Origin of the sequence: Kribbella sp. CA-293567, from assembly GCF_027627575.1 — a bacterium.
Lineage (GTDB): Bacteria > Actinomycetota > Actinomycetes > Propionibacteriales > Kribbellaceae > Kribbella.
The window spans coordinates 672,557-691,259 of the sequence record NZ_CP114065.1 but is presented as its reverse complement, the minus strand read 5'-3'; the positions used below and the strand labels follow the sequence as shown (position 1 = coordinate 691,259).

General features: G+C 69.1%; 15 protein-coding genes. 4 read left to right on the top strand and 11 right to left on the bottom strand.

Annotation, left to right across the window (positions count from 1 at the left end):
• Positions 1–101: 101 nt before the first annotated feature.
• The 3 genes from clpB to OX958_RS03280 form a co-directional block, all read right to left on the bottom strand.
• Positions 102–2,684 (bottom strand): ATP-dependent chaperone ClpB, encoded by a 2,583-nt coding sequence (gene clpB / locus OX958_RS03290; RefSeq protein ID WP_270135621.1) that lies wholly within the window; start codon positions 2,682–2,684, stop codon positions 102–104.
• Between the two features lie 118 nt (positions 2,685–2,802).
• Complete coding sequence (locus tag OX958_RS03285; RefSeq protein ID WP_442913245.1) at positions 2,803–3,507, bottom strand: response regulator transcription factor; 705 nt, start codon at positions 3,505–3,507, stop codon at positions 2,803–2,805.
• Positions 3,508–3,591: 84 nt separating this feature from the next.
• Positions 3,592–5,544, bottom strand: coding sequence for a sensor histidine kinase (locus OX958_RS03280; RefSeq protein ID WP_270135620.1), 1,953 nt, complete (start codon positions 5,542–5,544; stop codon positions 3,592–3,594).
• 188 nt (positions 5,545–5,732) lie between these two features.
• Here OX958_RS03280 and OX958_RS03275 point away from each other — a divergent pair, with 188 nt between their 5' ends.
• Together OX958_RS03275 and OX958_RS03270 are read left to right on the top strand one after the other, a co-directional pair.
• Positions 5,733–6,926 carry a glycosyltransferase 87 family protein gene (locus OX958_RS03275; protein WP_270135618.1) on the top strand — a complete coding sequence of 398 codons (1,194 nt, stop codon included), beginning with the start codon at positions 5,733–5,735 and terminating at the stop codon, positions 6,924–6,926.
• Positions 6,923–8,110, top strand: a complete 1,188-nt coding sequence (locus OX958_RS03270; protein WP_270135617.1) for a glycosyltransferase 87 family protein — start codon at positions 6,923–6,925, stop codon at positions 8,108–8,110. Before OX958_RS03275 ends, OX958_RS03270 begins: the two co-directional genes overlap by 4 nt.
• Here the strand turns inward: OX958_RS03270 and OX958_RS03265 are convergent.
• From OX958_RS03265 to dnaK, 5 genes are all read right to left on the bottom strand, one after another.
• Positions 8,077–8,613, bottom strand: coding sequence for a GNAT family N-acetyltransferase (locus tag OX958_RS03265; RefSeq protein ID WP_270135615.1), 537 nt, complete (start codon positions 8,611–8,613; stop codon positions 8,077–8,079). The two genes, OX958_RS03270 and OX958_RS03265, sit on opposite strands and share 34 nt — an antisense overlap.
• Positions 8,614–8,914: 301 nt before the next feature.
• Positions 8,915–9,373: a heat shock protein transcriptional repressor HspR gene (locus OX958_RS03260; RefSeq protein WP_270135613.1), complete on the bottom strand. Its 459-nt coding sequence runs from the start codon at positions 9,371–9,373 to the stop codon at positions 8,915–8,917.
• Positions 9,373–10,554 carry a molecular chaperone DnaJ gene (gene dnaJ, locus OX958_RS03255; protein ID WP_270135611.1) on the bottom strand — a complete coding sequence of 394 codons (1,182 nt, stop codon included), beginning with the start codon at positions 10,552–10,554 and terminating at the stop codon, positions 9,373–9,375. The genes OX958_RS03260 and dnaJ overlap by 1 nt, the downstream gene beginning before the upstream one ends.
• Positions 10,555–10,583: 29 nt before the next feature.
• The gene (grpE, locus tag OX958_RS03250; protein WP_270135610.1) at positions 10,584–11,270 is read right to left on the bottom strand and encodes a nucleotide exchange factor GrpE; all 687 of its coding nucleotides are present in this window, start codon (positions 11,268–11,270) and stop codon (positions 10,584–10,586) included.
• Entirely contained in the window at positions 11,267–13,141 is a 1,875-nt protein-coding gene (dnaK, locus tag OX958_RS03245; protein ID WP_270135609.1) for a molecular chaperone DnaK, read from the bottom strand. Before dnaK ends, grpE begins: the two co-directional genes overlap by 4 nt.
• Before the next feature lie 229 nt (positions 13,142–13,370).
• Here dnaK and OX958_RS03240 point away from each other — a divergent pair, with 229 nt between their 5' ends.
• Both OX958_RS03240 and OX958_RS03235 read left to right on the top strand, forming a co-directional pair.
• Entirely contained in the window at positions 13,371–13,856 is a 486-nt protein-coding gene (locus tag OX958_RS03240) for a GNAT family N-acetyltransferase (protein ID WP_270135608.1), read from the top strand.
• A gap of 156 nt (positions 13,857–14,012) precedes the next feature.
• The gene (locus OX958_RS03235; protein WP_270135606.1) at positions 14,013–14,891 is read left to right on the top strand and encodes a DUF559 domain-containing protein; all 879 of its coding nucleotides are present in this window, start codon (positions 14,013–14,015) and stop codon (positions 14,889–14,891) included.
• Positions 14,892–14,952: 61 nt separating this feature from the next.
• Here OX958_RS03235 and hutI read toward each other — a convergent pair whose 3' ends face one another.
• From hutI to OX958_RS03220, 3 genes are read right to left on the bottom strand one after another with little or no spacing between them, the layout of a single operon-like run.
• The gene (gene hutI / locus OX958_RS03230; RefSeq protein ID WP_270135605.1) at positions 14,953–16,116 is read right to left on the bottom strand and encodes an imidazolonepropionase; all 1,164 of its coding nucleotides are present in this window, start codon (positions 16,114–16,116) and stop codon (positions 14,953–14,955) included.
• Positions 16,113–17,423: a formimidoylglutamate deiminase gene (locus OX958_RS03225; protein ID WP_270135604.1), complete on the bottom strand. Its 1,311-nt coding sequence runs from the start codon at positions 17,421–17,423 to the stop codon at positions 16,113–16,115. The genes hutI and OX958_RS03225 overlap by 4 nt, the downstream gene beginning before the upstream one ends.
• Entirely contained in the window at positions 17,420–18,652 is a 1,233-nt protein-coding gene (locus tag OX958_RS03220) for an allantoate amidohydrolase (RefSeq protein ID WP_270135603.1), read from the bottom strand. Before OX958_RS03220 ends, OX958_RS03225 begins: the two co-directional genes overlap by 4 nt.
• Positions 18,653–18,703: the final 51 nt, after the last annotated feature.

The window sequence follows — 18,703 nt, the reverse complement described above, 5'->3', positions numbered from 1 at the left end:
CTTACCGAGTTCCTTCCACCTGAGACCCCTGCCCGAATCCTCCCAGACGGACGCAAAACCACCCCGTACCTACGCGGTACGGGGTGGTTCACGAGACCAGCTCAGACGGAGGTGACGTCCAGCGCGTCCTTCGCCTCGTTCAGGCGGACGCGGACGGTGTCACCGTCACGGATGCCGCCGGACAACAGCCCCCGGGCCAACTCGTCACCAATGGCCGACTGAACCAGCCGGCGCAGCGGCCGGGCGCCGTAGACCGGGTCGTAGCCGGTCAGGGCGAGCCACTCCATCGCGTCCTCGCCGACCTCCAGGTTGATCCGGCGGTCCACCAGCCGCTGCTGCAGCGCGATGATCTGCAGGCCGACGATCTTGGTCAGCTCCTCGCTGCCCAGCGCGTCGAACAGCACGATCTCGTCCAGCCGGTTGATGAACTCTGGCTTGAACGCCGTCCGGACCACGTTCATCACCTGGTCGCGCTTGACCGAGTCGTCGACCGACATGTCCGCCAGGTACGCCGAGCCGAGGTTGCTGGTCAGCACCAGGAGGACGTTGCGGAAGTCGACCGTCCGCCCCTGACCGTCGGTCAGCCGCCCGTCGTCGAGCACCTGCAGCAGGATGTCGAAGACCTCCGGATGGGCCTTCTCCACCTCGTCCAGCAGGATCACCGAATAGGGCCGGCGGCGCACCGCCTCGGTCAGCTGACCGCCCTCCTCGTAGCCCACGTAGCCAGGAGGCGCGCCGACCAGCCGGGAGACGCTGTGCTTCTCCCCGTACTCCGACATGTCGATCCGCACCATCGCGCGTTCGTCGTCGAACAGGAAGTCCGCCAGCGCCTTCGCCAGCTCGGTCTTACCCACACCCGTCGGCCCGAGGAACAGGAACGAACCGGTGGGCCGGTCCGGGTCGGAGATGCCTGCCCGCGCGCGCCGTACGGCGTCGCTGACGGCCTTGACCGCCTCGCGCTGACCGATCAGCCGCTCACCGAGCTCGTCCTCCATCCGGAGCAGCTTGCCGGTCTCACCCTCGAGCAGCCGCCCGGTCGGGATGCCGGTCCACATCGCGATCACCTCGGCGATCTCGGTCGGCCCGACCTCCTCGTTGACCATCGCGTCGGGACCGTCGGTGACCTGCGGCTCGGCCGAGGCCGCCTCGAGCTCCTTGGTCAGCTCGGGGATCTCGCCGTACAGGATCTCGGAGGCGCGCTGCAGCTCGCCGTCGCGCTGGGCCCGCTCGGCCTGGCCGCGCAGCTCGTCGATCCGCTCCTTGATCTCACCGACCCGGTTCAGGCCGGACTTCTCCTTCTCCCAGCGGACCTCCAGCGCGCGCAGCTCCTCCTCGCGGTCGGCGAGGTCGGCCCGCAGCCGGGCCAGCCGGTCCTGCGACGAGGCGTCCTCCTCACGCGACAGCGCGAGCTCCTCCATCTTCAGCCGGTCGACCGTCCGCCGCAGTGAGTCGATCTCGACCGGCGAAGAGTCGATCTCCATCCGCAGCCGGGACGCCGCCTCGTCGACCAGGTCGATCGCCTTGTCGGGCAGCTGCCGGCCGCTGATGTAGCGGTTCGACAGGGTCGCGGCCGCGACCAGCGCGGAGTCGGAGATGGCGACCTTGTGGTGCGCCTCGTAGCGCTCCTTCAGACCGCGCAGGATCGCGATCGAGTCCTCGACCGAGGGCTCGCCCACGAACACCTGCTGGAACCGCCGCTCCAGCGCCGGGTCCTTCTCGATCCGCGTCCGGTACTCGTCGAGGGTGGTGGCACCGATCATTCGCAGCTCACCCCGGGCCAGCATCGGCTTCAGCATGTTGCCGGCGTCCATCGCGCCCTCGCCGGAGGCACCCGCGCCGACCACCGTGTGCAGCTCGTCGATGAACGTGATGACCTGGCCGTCCGACTCCTTGATCTCGGTCAGCACCGCCTTCAGCCGCTCCTCGAACTCACCCCGGTACTTCGCGCCGGCCACCATCGCGCCCAGGTCCAGGCTGATCAGCCGGCGGCCCCGCAGGGACTCCGGTACGTCGCCCGCCACGATGCGCTGGGCCAGCCCCTCGACGACGGCGGTCTTGCCGACGCCGGGCTCACCGATCAGCACCGGGTTGTTCTTGGTCCGCCGGGACAGCACCTGCACGACGCGCCGGATCTCCGAGTCGCGCCCGATCACCGGGTCGAGCTTGCCGTCCCGGGCCCGGTCGGTCAGGTCGACGCCGTACTTCTCCAGCGTCTTGGTGGTGCCCTCCGCCTCCGGCGAGGTGATCCGCCGGTTGCCGCGCATCCCGTCGAACGCCTGCAGCAGCGCGTCCGCGGTGACGCCCAGGGCGGTCTGCGCCGCCCCCTCGACAGTGGCCAGCGAGATCAGCAGGTGCTCGGTGGAGACGAACTCGTCCCCGAGCCCGAGCGCGCGCTGCTCCGCCTGGTTCAGCACGTCACTGGTCTTCGGTGACAGGCTCGGCGCCTGCACGCTGCCACCGCTCGCCTTGGGCAGGCGCGACAACTGCTCCGCCGTACGGCGGCGTACCGCGTCGAGGTCACCGCCCGCCGCCTCGAGGAGACCGATCGTGGTCCCCTCCGGCTGCGCGAGCAGGGCCGACAGCAGGTGAACCGGTTCCACGGTCGGGTTGCCCGCCGCGGAGGTCTGACGGATCGCGACCGACAGGGTTTCCCGGGCCAGCGTCGTCAACCGTTGAACATCCATCTGGTTCCAGCCTTTCAAGCTCAGCTACACGTCCTACCAGGGACAACGTATCCAAACTTGAGTGCATTCCGCTCAACTCTGGCGAAAGCTGGGGAAAACTCAGGGATCTCCCCCGCGCTCAGCGCTGCGGGCCGGCCGTCACCAGCCCCGCGTCGTAGGCCAGGATCACCGCCTGGACGCGATCCCGGAGTCCCGTCTTGGCCAGCATCCGGCTGACGTGCGTCTTCACCGTGTGCTCGGTCAGGTGCAGCCCGGCGGCGATCTCGGCGTTGGAGTTGCCCTTCGCGACCAGGACGAGCACCTCCCGCTCGCGCGCGGTCAGCACGTCCAGCCGGGAGGCCACCGCCGGGTCGAGCCGATTGTCGGCGAACCGGTCGATCAGCCGCCGCGTCACCGGCGGCGCCAGCAACGCGTCACCGGCCGCGATCACCCGGACGGCGTTGATCAACTCGTCCCGCGACGACCGTTTCAGCAGGAACCCGCTCGCGCCCGCCCGCAGCGCGTCGTACACGTACTCGTCGAGGTCGAAGGTGGTCAGGATCAGCACCCGCGGCGCGTTCGGCGTACCGGCCAGCCGCCGGGTCGCCTCGATCCCGTCCATCACCGGCATCCGGACGTCCATCAGCACCACGCCGAGATCCAGCACCGCGGCGGCCTTCCGAATCGCGTCCGCCCCGTCGACGGCCTGCGCCACCACCTCGATATCCGGCTGACCGTCCAGGATCATCGCGATCCCGTCCCGGACCAGATCCTGGTCGTCCACCACCATCACCTTGATCGGCGGCTGCCCACCATCCACGATCGCCATCCCATCGTCAGTCACACCCCACCACCAGCCTCACCGGGCGAACCGCCGATCTGGCCGTCCTCGACGCATCAGCCGCCACCTCAACCGTCCCGCCGTCAATCACGCCGCACCACCAGCCCCGTCGGCCCCCACCCCGGCCGCCCCGCCGTCCACCGACGTGGCGGCATCCCTCATCCCCGCTCCCCCGGCCACCGCCGCATTGCTTGCCTCAGGCACCTTTTTCCCCGGCGTGGCCACCGGCAACCAGGCCTCGATCACCGTCCCCGACCCCGGCGCCGACCGAATCTCCAGTCTCCCGTCGTGGATACGCACCCGCTCACGCATCCCCGCGAGCCCGTGCCGACCACCCTTGCGGGCCGCCGCGAGGTCGAAGCCGATCCCGTCATCCGTCACCGTGACCCCGATCCCCTCGCTGCTGACCTGCACCACCACTCCCGCTCTCGTCGCCTCGGCGTGCCTCGCCACATTGGTCAACGCCTCCTGCACCAACCGGTACGCCGTCAACTGATGCCCCGTCGGCGGCACCGAAGGATCACCGTCCAGCTGCAACGACACCGTCAGCCGCTCGTGCGAGACATCCCGTACCAACTGCCTGATCTCCGCCAGCCCCGGCTGCGGTGCCAACTGCGGATCCGGCACGCCATCTGCATCCCGCAGCGCCGACAGCAGCCGATCCAGCTCGCCGAGCGCCCGCCGCCCGGTATCACCGATTCGCTGGAACCCGGCCAGCACCTCTCGATCCCCACGTTGCAACAGATCCGGCCCGGTCTCGGCCTGGATCACCATCAGGTTCACCGCGTGCGCGACGACGTCGTGCAGGTCCCGCGCGATGTGCGACCGCTCGGTCAGCACCACCTGCGCCGCGTCCTGCTCCTGCGTCAACTGCTCCAGCTCGGCCTCACGAGCCGCGGTCGCCCTGTTCCGCCGGTACAGCCGGATCAGTACTCCGCCCAGGACCGGCAGCGCCAATGCCAACGACAGCAGCGCCGGCCACTGCTGGTCCACCATGCCTTCGTAGACGAAGTTGCGTTCCCGCCCGGTGAAGCCGTCCCATTGCAGATACCGCCTGAGTTCCGGGAAGACGAGCACCAGCTGCGGGTACCGCACCAACGCGGCCAGCGCCGGCAACCCCACCAGCACGGCCGTTGCTATGGGCAACGAATGCCGGGGCCGCCAGTTGGCCGCCAAGGAGTAGAGCGCCACCGCCAGCGCACCGAGTACCGTCCAGCTTTCCCAGGTCTGCCAGTAGGTCAGCAGGGCGCCGATCGCGAGCACCACCACCGGCCCGACCGGCCAGCGCCGCCGGAGTACCAGCGTCAGGGCCGAGAAAGCGATTGCGTACGGCATCCAGTCCGGCGCGCTCCACCAGTAGCCCCGGCCGAGATCCCGGCCCAGGTCCCACAGGATGAGCGACGTCGCCGTCATCGCCAGCACCACGTCGAGCACGACCACCGTCAGGACGAAGCCGCGCAGATCGTCGAGCCGTTCCCGGAGTGTCCGTTCCACGACCGCGCGCCGGCGGAGAACCCGGTAGAGCACCCCGAGCAGACACGCCGCGAAAAGCGCGATCGAGAGCCACCACGGCCATCTCGCCGCCAGCATCTGGTTGTACCCCGCGGCGGTGATCTCGCTGAAGGCGAAGGTCCGGAAGGGGTCTCGCGCCCCCTCGCGATAGATCGAGGGCAGGAGTGCTGCCTCGAAACCACCCCAGCTGAACCTGCCCACCATCGGCACACCCGTGACGACCAGCCCCACCAACACCGCCGTGGTGATGCGGCAGCGGTCGGCCAGCGACCACAACGCGAGCAGCGAACCGGCCAGCAGGACGAAGTCGACCTGGCCGAGCACCATCGAGAAGAACGTGCCGATCACCAGCCCGACGGAGGCGAGCACCGGGTCCACTCGCCGGACGGCGATCAGGGCGGGTGCGACAGCCAGCAGCAGTTGGACGATCAAGGAGCCGTCCGGCCAGCCGCCGGGATGCTTGCACAGCTGGACCTGGGTGATCGCCAGACCGATGACGGCCAGCAGCACGTCCGACGAGCGACTCATCAGGAAAGCCCGGATTCTGCTCACGGGCGTGCTGTCTCCACTCACCTGTTCATTCTGCGACTCCGGAGGGGTTCCGGCCGTCACTCTTTGGAGTGACACCGTGTGTCGATTCTTCATCCATTGCAGTGAGCACGCAGAGCACTTGACGGCGATGTGCCGACCGGGGCCCGGCGGCGAGGGTCGATCACATGACCACAAGTCCCGTTCTCCAGCCGGTCCGAACCCGGAGTCTGCTGCCGGCTTTCCTGCTTGCCGCGGTCGCGATCGTCACGCTCTGTGTGGCGCTCTGGCCGCCGACGGCCACGATGTCCGACCTGCGCGTCTACTTCGCCGCGGCGAAGGGGTTCGTCGACGGCGAGGACATCTACACGATCCATCACCAGTACCCGGGGATGGGCCTCGGCTTCACCTATCCGCCGTTCGCGGCGATGATCATGGCGCCGCTGGCGGTCGGCGAGCAGTTCGCGCGGTTGCTGATCACGTTGCTGTCGGCAATCTCCCTGCTGGTCGCAGGCTGGGTGACGGCACGGGCGGTCCGGCCGCACTGGTCCCGCGACCGTGCCCTCGGCGCCGGGCTGGTCTGTGCCGCAGCCGGGTTGGCGCTCGAGCCGGTGAGCTCGACCTTCGGGATGGGTCAGATCAACCTCATACTGCTCGCCCTGCTGATGGTGGACCTGCTCGGCCACACGCCACGCCGGTTCCGCGGCGTACTGATCGGCGTTGCCACCGGCATCAAACTCACGCCGGGCATCTTCATCGTCTTCCTGCTGGTGACCAGGCGCTTCCGTGAGGCCGCGGTCGCCTCCGCGGCAACCGCCGGCACCCTGCTGCTGGGCTGGCTGGTCGTGCCCGGCCCGACCGTGGAGTTCTGGACCAAGTACATCTTCGATCCCGGCCGCCCGGGTCCCGCGCACTACATCAGCAACCAGTCGCTGCGCGGCGCGATCGCCCGCCTGACCGGGAACTCCGGCATCACCGGCCCACTCTGGCTGCTCGGCGCTCTGATCATCGGCTCTGGCGGCCTGCTGATCGCCCGCCGCCTGTACGACGCCGGCCGGTCGCTGGACGCCGTCGTCGCCACCGGAATCACCGGACTGCTGGTCTCACCGATCTCCTGGTCGAACCACTGGATCTGGGTGCTTCCCGCCGTCGCCGTGGTGTGGTCCTGGGCCACCAGGAGCCGGGCGCTGCAGGTCTTCGCCGGCGTCTGGACGCTGGTCTTCGCCATCGGCCTGCCCTGGAAGGCGCCGTGGGCCCACGACCAGGAGTTCCATCACACCTTCCCGCAGGCACTCGTCGGCAACTCCTACACGATCGCCGCGATCGCCTTCCTGGTAACGGGTTTGGTCACCCTCGCCCTCAAGACCGAGGAACTCGGATGAAGCCGATCTACGAAGCTCTCGTCCGCAGGCACTTCCAACTCCTGTTACTGGCGGTCGCTCTCACTCCGCTGCTCTACTTCAGCTGGTCCGGCAATGTAGACCTCAACGTCTACCGCACCGGCGGCTACGCCTGGCTCAACGACATCAGCCTGTACTCCGAAGGTTTCGGGCAACTCGTCCCGTGGGTGGCGCTCCCGTTCACCTACCCACCGCTCGCCGCCGTGCTCTTCGTCCCGCTGCACCTGCTCCCGATGCCACTGGCCGACCTCGCTCTCTGCATCACCAGCGCGGCAGCACTGACGGCGACCATGCTCGTGGTGTCCTCCCGGTTGCTGCGCGACCGAGGCCGGCCGTCCGTAATGCTCGGTTTGGCCGCGACCGTCGCCGCCTTCGCATTCGAACCGGTCCGGTCGACGATCGGCTTCGGCCAGGTCAACCTCATCCTGATGGCCTTGGTGACGCTCGACTGCCTGCTGCCCCGGACCCGCTGGCCCCGTGGGGTCCTGGTCGGTCTCGCCGCAGCGATCAAGCTCACGCCCGCGGTGTTCGTGCTCTACTTCCTGGTCCGCCGGCAGTACCGCGAAGCCGCCGTCGCGGTCGCCACCTTCGTCGGGCTGGCCGTGCTCGGGTTCGCTTTCGCGCCGCGTGACTCCGCGAAGTACTGGTTCGGGGTGCTGTTCGATCCGGACCGGATCGGCGGCGCGACGTACGCGTACAACCAGTGCTTCCAGGCGTTCCTGAGCCGAGTGATGGCCGATGGGCCGGTCCGGTCGCTGCTGTGGCTCGGGTTGGTGGCGGTGACCGGCGTGCTGGCGGCGGTGGCGGCTCGCCGGGCGCGCGCCGCCGGCGACGACGTACTGGCGCTGCTCGCGATCGCCACCTGGGGACTGCTCGCGTCACCCGTGAGCTGGTCGCACCACTGGGTGTGGGTCGTCCCGGCCGCGCTCTACCTGGGCTGCCACCGTCACTATTGGATGCTGGCAGCAACTATCCTGTTTCTGATCGGGCCGCACACCATGCTCGACCCGGAAGGCCGGCACTGGTCCTGGCCCGGGCAGTTCTTCGGCGCGGCGTACGTCATCCTGGGGCTGGCGTTCCTGACCACGGCAGCCCTGTCGCAGACCTTCTGCCGGGACCGCACCGAGCAGGCTCAGGCTTTGAACTCCGAGGCGCGGATCCGGTAGACCTGCAGGTTGAGGTCGTAGTACTTGTCGGTCTCGCCGACCCACTCCATCCCGAGCCGGGCCGCAGTCGCGATCGCGCGCTTGTTGTTCGGCCGGGCGACCGCGTACAGCTCGTCGGTCGAGCCCTCGTCGAAGGCCCACTTCGTCAGCCCCCGGCTCGCCTCGCTCGCGTAGCCGTTGCCCCAGGCGCTCGGCCGCAACTGCCAGCCGATCTCCAGGTCCTCCTCGTACGGCGGCAGCAACCGGATCAGCAGCCCACCGACGACTTCACCGTCCTCCTGCCGCACCACCGCCCAGCGGCCCGCCGGTACGACGAAGTTCGGTTGCGCCTCGATCCAGGCCTGCAGGATCACCCGCATGGTCGCGACGTCGGTGACCCGCTCGATGGCCGGCGACAACCACTGAGCCACGTCGGCCGAGCCGTAGATCTCGAGCGCGGCCTCGGCGTCGTCTTCTTCCCAGTCCCGGATCACCAGCCGGTCTGTCTGCACGATGATCGTCACTCAGCCAGAGTAGGCCGGATCGGCCCGGATCCCACGTGATCTCCGGTGACCGGCGGGTGAACGTGAGGAAGCCCCCGGACCACGGGGGTCCGGGGGCTCTGGCCGGAGTCGTCTCGGGGAAAACGAACTCCGGCCGTGGCCGGAGACACCTGGGGGGATTCAGTGCCTCCGGGCACCGGCGGCTTCCGGGGGAAGAAGCCACCGGCCGAACCGGAAGCCTCGCGGGGGTTGAGGCTTCCGGAAGTCTGTGGTGGCAGTGCCTTGGTGCCGGGAGCCCCCGTTGGGGGCTCCCGGCAACGGCTCAGCGCTGGTCCAGCTCCAGTGGCTGGGTGCGGATCCACCGGGTGGTGGTCTGCTGACGGCCCATGGCGATCACGTCGCCGGCCGGGCCGGCCGAGAAGACCCGGCTGCGTTGGGTCTGCTGACGCGAGACGCCGACCCCACGCTGCACCTCGGCGAGGAGCTTGTTCACCGTGTGGCGCAGGCCCTCGACCTCCGACTGGAGCTCGAGGATGTGCCTGATGCCCGCCAGATTCACGCCCTCCTCCTGCGACAGGTGCTGCACGTAGCGCAACCGCGCCACGTCGTACGCCGAGTAGCGCCGCCCGCGCCCGCTCGCCCGGCTCGGCGTCACCAGCCCGAGCCGGTCGTACTGCCGCAGCGTCTGCGGGTGCATGCCGGCCAGTTGGGCCGCCACCGAGATCACGTAGATCGGGGTGCGGTCGTCCCAGGTCGGCACCTGGCTGAACGGGATGCCCATCAGGGACTCCCGAACAACCCGGCACGCAGATCGTCGGTGGCCGACGCCGTGCTGAACGCCTGCAGCTTCTCGCGCTGCTCGTCGCTCAACTCGTGCGGCACCTGCACCTCGATGGTCAGCAACAGGTCACCCTTCGTCCCGTCGCGTCGCACCGAGCCCTTGCCACGGACCCGCAACTTGCTGCCGTTCGCGGTACCGGCCGGGATCCGGACGGTGACCGGAAGCCCGTCCAGCGTCGGGACCTTGATCTCGGCCCCCAGCGCCGCCTCGGTGAAGCTCACCGGGACCGCCAGGGTCAGGTGCTCGCCCTGCCGGCCGAAGATCCGGTGCGGCTTGACGTGCACGCTCACGTAGAGGTCCCCGGCGGGTCCACCACGCTCGCCCGCCGCGCCCTTGCCCTTGAGCCGGATCCGCTGCGCGTCCTGCACGCCCGCCGGGATGCGGACCTGCATGGTCTTGCTCGACTGACCGCGGCCGGAGCCGTGGCAGGTCTCGCAGGGCTGGTCGACGACCAGGCCACGACCCTTGCACTCGGTGCACGGCTCGGTCATCGCGAAGACGCCACCCTGGACCGAGGTCTGCATTCCGGTGCCTTCGCACTTGAGGCAGACCTTCGGCACGGTCCCGTATTTCGCCCCGGTGCCGCGGCACGTCTTGCAGGGCTCGTCGCTGGTCATCCGGAGCGCGACGGTGACCCCGTTGACGGCCTCGGCGAACTCGATCGTCGCCTCGGTCTCGATATCGGCGCCCCGGCGCGGCCGGGCCGTCGAGGTGGTGGCCGTCGTACGGCCGGCACCACCGCCGAACATGCCGCCCAGGATGTCGCCGAGACCGCCGCCGCTGCCACTGGGCTGGCCACCCCGGTTGAACAGGTCGCCGACATCGAAGCCGAACCCCTGTCCACCGGCCTGGCCGGCGCCACCCGGCATCCGGAAGCCACCGCTGCCGAACAACCGGCGGGCCTCGTCGTACTCCTTGCGCTTCTTGACGTCTCCGACCACGTCGTACGCCTCGGAGACCTCCTTGAACTTGGCCTCGGCCGACGCGTCCCCGGCGTTGGAGTCCGGGTGGAACTTGCGCGCCAGCTTGCGGTAGGCCTTCTTGATCTCGTCCGGCTCAGCCGTCTTGGAGACGCCGAGAACCTTGTAGAAGTCCTTCTCCAACCAGTCTTTCGTACTCATCGACGCCCCACCTCCTCGGGAAGAATGCCTTACTCCGCGGGCTTCTCGGCCTCGCCGTCCCCGGCCTCGGTGGCCGGGAGCTGCTCGGTCGGCTCGGAGACCGCGACCCGGGCCGCCCGCAGGATCCGCTCGCCGAGGCGGTAGCCCGGCTGCATCACCAGCGTCGCGGTCGGACCGTCGACCTCGTCGGAATAGTTGTGCAGCAGGGCCTCGTGGATCCGTGGGTCGAACGGGTCGCCCACCTCGCCGTACTTGGTCAGACCGAGCTTCTCGGTCACCCGCTCGACCGACTCGGCGACCGCCTTGAAGGCACCCTCGAGCTCACCGGCCTCACGGGCCCGGCCGATGTCGTCCAGCGTCTGCAGCAGTTCGGTCAGCACCGTGCCGATGACGACCTCGCGGTTCGCCTCCCGGTCCCGGTCGACGCGACGCTTGTAGTTCACGTACTCCGCCTGCAGTCGCTGCAGGTCGGCCGTACGCTCGGCCAGCGCCTCGGTCAACAGGGCCTCCTGGGCCGACGGACCGATCAGGTCCGAGGGCTCCCGCGGCGGCTGGGCGCCCGGCGTACCCGGCATGCCTGCCGCGGGACCGCCCGCGGGGGCCGCCGACTGCTCGGCGGGCTCCCGCAGGTTGCCGGTCTCCGGGTCGATCCGGCGCTTGTCCCGGACGACGGGCTCGCCGTCGCCGAACTCGCTGCCTGGGTCGCGATCGGTCACTTGTCGTCCTCTTGCTTCTTGTCCTGCGGGCGCTCGTCGTCGACGATCTCGGCGTCGACGACACCGTCGTCGTCGTTGCTGTTCGCGCTGCTGCCGTCGTCGGCGGAGGCGTTCTCGTCCGAGCCGCCGGCGGCCTGGGCGTTCGCGTACATCGCGGCACCCATCTTCTGGCTGGACTGCGACAGCTTCTCCGACGCGGCCTTGATCGCCTCGTCGTCGGTGCCCTCGAGCGCCTTCTTCAGCTCCGCGACGCCGTCCTTGACCTCGGTCTTGACGTCGTCGGGGATCTTGTCCTCGTTCTCCTGCAGGAACTTCTCCGTCTGGTAGACGAGGCCCTCGGACTGGTTGCGGGACTCGACCGCCTCGCGGCGCAGCCGGTCCTCCTCGGCGTACTGCTCGGCGTCGCGGACCATCTGGTCGATGTCGTTCTTCGGCAGCGCGGAGCCACCGGTGACCGTCATGCGCTGCTCCTTGCCGGTGGCCAGGTCCTTGGCGTTGACGTGCACGATGCCGTTCGCGTCGATGTCGAAGGTGACCTCGATCTGCGGCACGTTGCGCGGCGCCGGCGGCAGGCCGGTCAGCTCGAAGTTGCCGAGCGACTTGTTGTCGCGGGCCATCTCGCGCTCACCCTGGTAGACCTGGATCATCACCGACGGCTGGTTGTCCTCGGCGGTGGTGAAGATCTCCGAGCCCTTGGTCGGGATCGTGGTGTTGCGCTCGATGATCTTGGTGAAGACGCCGCCCTTGGTCTCGATGCCCAGGCTCAGCGGGGTCACGTCGAGCAACAGGACGTCCTTGACCTCACCCTTCAGCACACCGGCCTGCAGGCTGGCGCCGACGGCGACGACCTCGTCGGGGTTGACGCCCTTGTTCGGGTCCTTGCCACCGGTCAGTTCCTTGACCAGCTCGGCCACCGCGGGCATCCGGGTGGAGCCACCGACGAGGATGACGTGGTCGACCTTCGACACGTCCACGCCGGCGTCCTTGATGACGGCCTTGAACGGCGCGCGGGCGCGCTCGAGCAGGTCGTTGGTGAGCTTCTGGAACTCGGCCCGGGAGAGCTTCTCCTCCAGGTGCAGCGGGCCGGAGTCGGTCAGGCTCAGGTACGGCAGGTGGATCGAGGTCTCGGCGGCGCTGGACAGCTCGATCTTGGCCTTCTCCGCGGCCTCCTGCAGCCGCTGCATGGCCATCTTGTCGCCGGACAGGTCGGTGCCGTTCTTGTTCTTGAACTGGGTCACCAGCCACTCGACGATCCGCATGTCCCAGTCGTCACCACCGAGGTGGTTGTCACCGCTGGTGGCCTTCACCTCGAAGACGCCGTCGCCGATCTCCAGCAGCGACACGTCGAAGGTGCCGCCACCGAGGTCGAAGACCAGGATGGTCTGCTCGGCGCCCTTGTCCAGCCCGTACGCCAGCGCGGCCGCGGTGGGCTCGTTGACGATCCGGTGCACGTTCAGACCGGCGATCTCGCCGGCCTCCTTGGTCGCCTGGCGCTGCGCGTCGGAGAAGTAGGCCGGCACGGTGATGACCGCGTCGGTGACCTGCTCCCCGAGGTACGCCTCGGCGTCCCGCTTCAGCTTCTGCAGCACGAAGGCGCTGATCTGCTGGGGGGTGAACTTCTTGCCGTCGATCGAGACGTTCCAGTCCTCGCCCATGTGGCGCTTGACCGAACGGATCGTACGGTCGACGTTCGTGGTGGCCTGGCGCTTGGCCACCTCGCCGACCAGGACCTCGCCGTTCTTGGCGAAGGCCACGACCGAGGGCGTCGTACGCGCTCCCTCGGCGTTGGGGATGACGGTGGGCTCGCCACCTTCCAGTACGGCGATGACGGAGTTCGTCGTACCGAGATCGATACCGACCGCGCGGGCCATGTGCGTTACCTCCACGAAGTTGAGTGATGCGGACTCAATGTTGCCTCGCCGGTGGTCCGGATTCAAATCGGACCGTCGCCCGGTTCGGCAAACTTGAGTTCACTAGGCTCAACATTGCCCGACCCTCGGGTCATTCCCAACCCCGACCCCGGATTTCCAGGGTTCGGACGGGGTCAAGCCCTGACCGGACCCCTGCCGCGGAAGGTGTCCCGCGTGGGAAGGTGGGCTCGTGAAACTCCGCCCCCTGACGTCAGCCGACGAACCGGCCGTGCTCGCCCTGAACGCCGCCGCCGTCGAGCAGACGGACCCGCTGGGTCCCGACCGGCTGGACTGGCTGCGGCTGATCGCCGCCCACGCCGCCGTGGTGGACATCGAGGGTGAGATCGCCGCCTTCGTCCTCACCTTCGCGCCCGGCTCCGCCCACGACTCCCTCGACTTCCAGTGGTTCGTCAACACCTACGCCGACCGCTTCCTGCTGCTCGACCGGATCGTCGTCGCCGAGCAGCACCGCCGCCAGGGCGTCGCCACCTCGGTCTACCGCGCCGTCGAACGCGCCGCCAAACCCTTCGACCGCCTGGTCTGCCGGGTCCAGTCCGACCCACCCGACGAACCTTCCCTGGCCTTCCACGCCAACCGCGGCTTCGTCGAGGTCGGCAAGATCCGCCGCCCCAACGGCACCACCAGCGCCATGCTCTCCAAGGAACTGGCCGACTAGCCCGGAGCGCCACCACTGACCAAGTGCACTGTGATCACCGCGTTAACGCTCAGCACTCGGTTCGAGCGGCCCGGAGGAGCGAGTTGATCAGTGGTGGCGGTCCGGGGTTGTGGACAACCAGCCCGGCGATCACCCGAGATTCGCCAGAATGTGCCCATGGCCGAAGTGGTGGAGGTGCTTTCCCGGCGACAGGGCAGCGCCACCTTCGCCGAGTTGCGCACAGTGGTGTCCGGCCGCGCCATCCGGAACGCCTTGCTCGCCGGCCAGGTCCGCCGAACGGCCAAAGGGGTCTACGCGCTACCGAAGGCGCCGACCGCCATGGCAGCGGCCCGGAGTCACGGCGGAGTCGTCTCCTACCAAAGCGCCGCCCAGCACTGGGGCATGAAGCTGATCACCGAGCCGCTGATCCCCCATGTCACGCTCCCGCCGACCAAGGCGAAACGACGAGCCTCCCAGGAGCGCTGCGTCCTGCACTGGGCCGACGCCCCGGCACTGGATGACGTCACCACCCCGATCCGTACCGTGCTCGACTGCATCAGAGCACTCCCGCTGTCTGAGGCTCTTGCCATCGCCGACTCCGCTCTGCACCAGGAGATCGTCGACGCCGACGACCTTCAGACGGCAGCGGCCAGACTCCGCGGCCCGCACCGTCGCCGGATCCAGCGGGTCGTCGCCCTCGCGGACGGAAGATCCGAGTCGGTGCTGGAGTCCGCGCTCCGAGCGATCCTGATCGAGGCAGGTATCGACGGTTTCGAGCCTCAGGTCGCTGTCCGGGACAGAGCCTTCTCCGCGCGCCTCGACCTCGGCCACCGCGCCGCGATGATCGGGTTGGAGGCCGACGGGTTCGAGCACCACAGCTCGCGCCGCCAACTGATCAAGGATTGCCGACGCGGAGTGAATCTCACGCTCCGAGGCTGGCGGGTCCTCCGCTTCAGCTGGGAGGACGTCATCTACGACGCAAGCTGGGTCGCTGCCTCAGTCGCGGAACTGACCGGCGCGCCACCACTGACCAACTCGCTCCTCCGGGCCGCTTGAACCGAGCGCTGAGCGGTGACGCACCACCAATGGGTGCTTGGTCAGTGGTGGCGATCCGGGTCTACCCGGGACGGCCCGCCACGAAGGTCTGGGTCACGAGCGGTACACCCGGCCGGTACGCAAGGTGTAGGTAGGAGGGGGCGTCCAGGACGGCGAGGTCGGCTCGGGCGCCGACGGTGAGCCGCCCGATGTCCGTACGCCGAAGTGCGGCGGCGCCGCCGGCGGTGGCTGACCAGAGGGCTTCGGCTGGGGTCATGTGCATTTCGCGGACCGCCAAGGCGATGCAGAACGGCATCGAGGACGAGTAGCCGGAACCGGGGTTGCAGTCGGTCGCCAGAGCGACGGTCACTCCGGCGTCCAGCAGCCGCCGAGCATCCGGGTACGGCGAACGCGTGGAGAACTCAATCGACGGGAGCAGCCCCGCCACCACCCCGGCCGAGGCCAGCGCGTCCACGTCCGCGTCGGTGAGGAACGTGCAATGGTCGGCAGCCGCCGCTCCGACCTCACAAGCGACCTGCACGCCAGGTCCCTCGCCCAACTGGTTCGCGTGCACCCGAGCCGACAGGCCGGCCGCCTGACCAGCTCGCAGGATCGCCCGTGCCTGGTCGGCGTCGAAGGCACCTCGCTCGACGAAGACGTCCACCCACTTCGCGTGCTTGGCCGCTGCCGTCAGCATCGGCCCGGTCACCAGGTCGACGTAGCCCGCCGGATCATCGGCGTACTCCGGCGCCACCACGTGCGCCCCCAGGTACGTCGTCTCGTCGGTGAAGCCAGCCGCGATCGCCAATGAACGCGATTCATCACGAACGGTCAGCCCATAACCAGACTTGATCTCGACAGTCGTGGTGCCCTGCCGCCGCATCTCCCCGACCAGCCGGGCGACGTTGGCCGTCAGCTGCTCGTCGGCCGCCTGCCGGGTCACCGCGACCGTCGTACGGATGCCGCCTGCGCTGTACGGCTGCCCGGTCATCCGCGCGGCGAACTCCTCGGCCCGGTCTCCGGCGAAGACCAGATGCGAGTGCGAGTCGACGAAACCGGGGATCACCGCCCGGTCACCACAGTCGGCCGAGCTGTCCGCGGCCGGTGCGGCGCGGCGCGAGCCGACCCAGGCGACCTTGCCGCTCTCGATCACCAGCGCCGCGTCGCGCAGCTCGCCGAGCGGCCCGCCGTGCGCGGGGTCGTTGGTCACCAGCGAACCGATCCCGGTCAGCAGAAGGGAGCTCATCGCGTCACCGCCTCGATCGAGGCGGCCAGCTCCGCGCCGACCGCCAGCTTCACATGATTGCCTTCAGCCACAACCTGTACGCCGTTCGCCACCACGTCGGTGACATCGGCGGCCGACGCGGCGAAGACCGCTGTCTCCAGCGAACCACCCGTCCCTGCCGTCCGGGGACTGTCCAGCCGCACAGCGACCAGATCTGCCCGAGCACCGACCTCGATCACCCCGGCGTCGGCGAATCCGATCGAGCGGTGCCCGTCGACCGTCGCAGCAGTCAGCAGTTCCGGCGCCGACCAGTGACCGCGCTCCTGCGAGGCCAGCCGCTCGTTCAACTCGACCGCCCGCATCTCCTCGAAGAGATCGACCACCGCATGGCTGTCGGATCCCAACGTCAGCGGGGATCCCGCGTCACGCAACGCGACCGACGGACCGATGCCGTCGGCAAGGTCCCGCTCGGTGGTCGGACAGAAACACGAGAACGTTCCCGTGCTCCCGAGCAGTCCCACGTCCACCGGCGTCAGGTGCGTCGCGTGAACCGCACTGGTCCGCGGACCGAGAAAGCCGCTCTCGTCCAGTACCTGCGACGGAGTTCGCCCGTACGCCGCCAAGCAGGCCTGGTTCTCGGCGACCTGCTCCGACAGATGCACATGCAAAGGAGCCTCAGGCAACAAAGAGGCAACGGCACTCAACTGCTCCTGCGGTACGCCGCGGACCGAGTGCGCCGCCGCCCCGATCACGACGTCGTCGGCACCACGCAACTGGCCGACCCGAGCACCCCAGGCCACCGCGTCGCCGTCGCTGAAGCGCTGCTGCACCTCGTTCAGCGGTTGATCGATCCCGCCCGCCAGGTAGCAGGTGTCGAGCAGCGCGATCCGCACTCCGGCGTCCCGGGCGGCCGCAATCAGGGCCTCACCCATCGCGTTCGGCTCGTCGTACCGGCGACCGCCGGGGGCGTGGTGGAGATAGTGGAACTCACCGACCGAAGTGATTCCGGCCAGCACCATCTCGCCGTACACGGCCCGGGCCAGCCGGTAGTAGCTGTCAGGCGTGAGCACCGACGCCACTGAGTACATCTGCTCGCGCCACGTCCAGAAGGTCCCGCGTTCGGTCTGCGTGCGACCGCGCAGCGCCCGGTGGAAGGCGTGGCTGTGGCAGTTCGCGAGGCCGGGAATCACCAGCCCATCGAGGCGTACAGCGTCACCCGCCTGGGCATCAGCCGTGACCGAAGCGAAGCGGCCATCGACGACCTCGATCAGCACCGAGGAAGCGATCCCCGTTGGCAACAAGGCTTTCTCGCACCAGTAGGCAGTCACCGGGCGAGGTCCTTCAGGACGGTCGCCAACGCCTCGACCCCGGCCAGGCAGTCGTCCATCTCGGCGTTCTCGGCCGGCGAGTGCGAGATGCCGGTCGGGTTGCGCACGAACAACATCGCCGTCGGGATCCCCGCATCGGAGAACACCCCGGCGTCGTGCCCTGCCCCGGTCGGCAGCACCGGCGCGTCACCGAGCACCGCACTGAGCCGATTCCTCAAGTCAGGCTGGAAGTCCACGATCGGTGAGACCGACTCCGGTACCATCTCGACCTGCGTCCCGTCCCGCTCCGCGCGCTCGGTCGCCTGCCTGGTAATTGCTACCAGCAACGATTCGAGGACCTCGGCGGTAGCCGCCCGGGCGTCCAGCCAGGCAGTCACCCGCGACGGTACGGCGTTGGTCCCGTTCGGCTCGACCGCGAGCCGCCCGAAGGTCGCGCGTGCACCGGCCAGCCGGGCCTGCTTGTTGGCCGCCAGCGCGGTCATCGCGTAGGTCAGCATCGGGTCGTGCCGGTCCTCCATCAGGGTCGTCCCGGCGTGGTTGGCCTCACCGGTGAAGGTGAACCGAAACCTTCCGTGCGGCCAGATCGAGCTCGCCACCCCGACCGGCGCGGTCAGCGCCCGCCCCTGCTCCACATGCAGCTCGACGAAGGTCCCCATCCGGGCCAGCAACGACGACGGCCCGACGCGATCCAGGTCGACCCCGTTGTCCTTCAGCGCGTCGGCCAGCGAGACACCGGCTCGATCCTGCAGCGCCAGCGCCTTCTCCGGCGTCAGTACGCCGGTGGCGATCCGCGAGCCGAGACAGGGCATCCCGAAGCGTGAGCCCTCCTCCTCGACGAAGGCCCCGACGCCGATCGGTACCGACGGCACGAAGCCCTCGGCCCGCAACCGGTCGACCGCCGACAGCGCGGAGACCACCCCGAGCGGCCCGTCGAAGGCACCCCCGTCGATCACCGAGTCGAGATGGCTTCCGGTGACCACACCTGGCAGCCGTGCCCCGCGCGCGCCACCGATGGTCCCCGGTATCTCCTCGCCCGGCTCCCACCAGGCGACCAGATTGCCGATGCCGTCCGACTCGACCGTCAGCCCGCGGGTCGCGCACTGGTCCAGGAACCAGGCGGTCGCCTCCCGCTCGGTCGGCGTCCAGCCACCGCGGTGGTAGCCGCCGCTGTCAGGATCCTTCCCGATCGCGGCCAGCTCCGCCCACAGTTGCTCGAACGACTCGGTCACGCGCACTCCTTCATCGATCACGACATGGCAGGAGGCCGCGGCGACGGCCGG